The sequence below is a fragment of the Seohaeicola nanhaiensis genome (assembly GCF_042654245.1).
Taxonomy (GTDB): Bacteria; Pseudomonadota; Alphaproteobacteria; order Rhodobacterales; family Rhodobacteraceae; genus Seohaeicola_A; species Seohaeicola_A nanhaiensis.
This window is the reverse complement of the sequence record NZ_JBHSGI010000017.1, coordinates 1-2,084: the sequence shown is the minus strand read 5'-3', so window position 1 is coordinate 2,084 and position 2,084 is coordinate 1. Positions and strand designations below refer to the sequence as shown.

At 60.1% G+C, this 2,084-nt stretch carries 2 protein-coding genes; both read right to left on the bottom strand.

The features are described from left to right. Positions 1-1,435: 1,435 nt before the first annotated feature. Entirely contained in the window at positions 1,436-1,627 is a 192-nt protein-coding gene (gene tnpB / locus ACFO5X_RS14055; RefSeq protein WP_380718119.1) for an IS66 family insertion sequence element accessory protein TnpB, read from the bottom strand. 168 nt (positions 1,628-1,795) lie between these two features. Further along, positions 1,796-1,945 carry a transposase gene (locus ACFO5X_RS14050; RefSeq protein WP_380718118.1) on the bottom strand — a complete coding sequence of 50 codons (150 nt, stop codon included), beginning with the start codon at positions 1,943-1,945 and terminating at the stop codon, positions 1,796-1,798. Positions 1,946-2,084 lie beyond the last annotated feature (139 nt).

The window sequence follows — 2,084 nt, the reverse complement described above, 5'->3', positions numbered from 1 at the left end:
AGGGGTATTTACGGGCTGACGTTCATACCCGCAAGGCCTTTCTAACGACAATGTCGTATTTTTTTGACGTTGACCCGTCGTCACCCCGAGAAAACGCCTGTTTTCCTGACCTTTTTCGACCGGCCCGAAGCCCGGATTCGCTGCATTGGCACGTCCGGGACCGAGAATCGGGGGGCTAACACAAGAGAATCGGCCGCGACTCACCCCTGCCGAGATTCGCCGTGCCGCCCTGCGGATCGCAGGGAATCGCGCAACCCTTGGCGAGCGACCTGGTCAGGCGACAGCCTCCCGCACTTCGCTGGAAAAGATAGCCCACGGCTCTCACTCCTGAGCGGCGTGCTCTCCAGGCGAAGAGAGGTCATCGGTCTGGCACGCAGAGAGTATTGCAGCGAGAACCGTATGCTGCGGAACGCGAGGCAGCTGCGCCCTGCACATGTCAGCCGCGCCTCGGTCGTCCGCACCGGGCGGCCACGATACCCTGTCCGCCACTCCCGAGATCAGCCCGATGGGTCTGAGGCGGATGCTGCAAACCGGAGGCCCGAGGTCATAACACCGACAGCGAACCTTCCCGGCTTGATCGCCCCCCGCCCTTGGCGAGGGCCAATCTCGTCAGCCAACCGCGACGGCCATGCCGGCCCGAAACGGTGCCGAGCGCAGAACGGCGGCCCTGATGTCAGCGACCGACCAACCTGCTGCGGTGGAAAGACGGGCTGTGACGCTAGGCAAACCTTTTCGGCTCGGCAGCCCGCAGAGCGACAAACGCCGCCGGGCCCGTCCTTGCGCACCCGCCGGAACCACGCCGTTGACTGTTGCCGGAGTCCCTCCCGGACAGTCGCTCCTATGACCAGAATGATCAAAGGGCGACGATTGCCGCAGGATGCCAAGCGTCCGGCATAGTCGCGTATGTCAGTGCTGGATGTGCCCGGTTGAAGTTATCGCGCCACCTTCGTCATAGCATACATAGAGAGCATCGTAGTCGATACCGAGGCCGCTGCACATTCCAAGGCTGTATGCATCACATGACCGTCCTCGAATATCGACCTCATATTCCGTTGCCCGAGCAGCGCAGTCGCAGTTTCGCGATGTGTCTCACCGATGAGAAGGTGCGTCCGCAACAGATCCCGCACCATGGGGCCGCGCGGACAACTGGCTTCTTTCTCGTCGCTTTTCCAATCCGACAATCCCGCGCAGCTGCCTGCTTCGGCCCATGTTTCAGGGTCAAAGCTCTGCCCCCCCGGACCGGCAATGCATGCATGAAAAATCTTGGAATTGGCGGATATCCCAGCATCTTTGAGGCTATAAACTCGCTCACAGCAATGGCGATCAGAAGCAGGAAGAGCGTCAAGACAGTTCCCGCCAGGAGTTTACCAACTCGCGCAGCAGCACTGACCACTACAGCGACTCCCATGGAGGACAGACAAGCACCCTGACCATCTCACAAACTGATCTTGATCTGGTCACGCCGGCGGCCACGAAAAACAAACAGATGCCCGACAAAGGGACCCAGCTTCAGCACCTTCTCTGCCTGCCCCGCCAAGGATGCACACCCCTTGCGCATGTCCGTGAGACCCGCGACCTTCCTCTTCGCCGGAACCGGGCTCCTGTCAATTCTGCACCAGCCGCGCAATCGCTTCCGAATCAAATCTGCCGCTGACCCGAAGGCGATGACCGTTGGCCAGTTCCACTTCGATCAAGCCCGCTACATCGGGCGTGGCCTCCAAGTGCACGGGTTCTGCGATGACTTCAACCGGCAGAAAGGTGGCTTCATCTTGGGCATGCTTGTCCGGTGCAGACTTCAGGTCCTCATCCAGTTGAAAATCTGGTTGGCGTTCAGATCATATCGCAGCGCGACCTGCGCAACTGAAACGCCGCGAACAATGGTCTGCGCACAGATCCTGCGCTTCTCGTCGTCGCTCCACTTCCTGCGCTTGCGCGGCTTCGCCATACCGGCTCCTTACGTCCGCTTGGCCAGGTGGACACTATCCGACACCAGCATCCCTGCGGCAGGGCAGTCATATCGACCTTTACGGGGTATGAGGTTTGGTTGTGTTGCTGTGAGTATGATTTGGGGATTTGGACGCAAA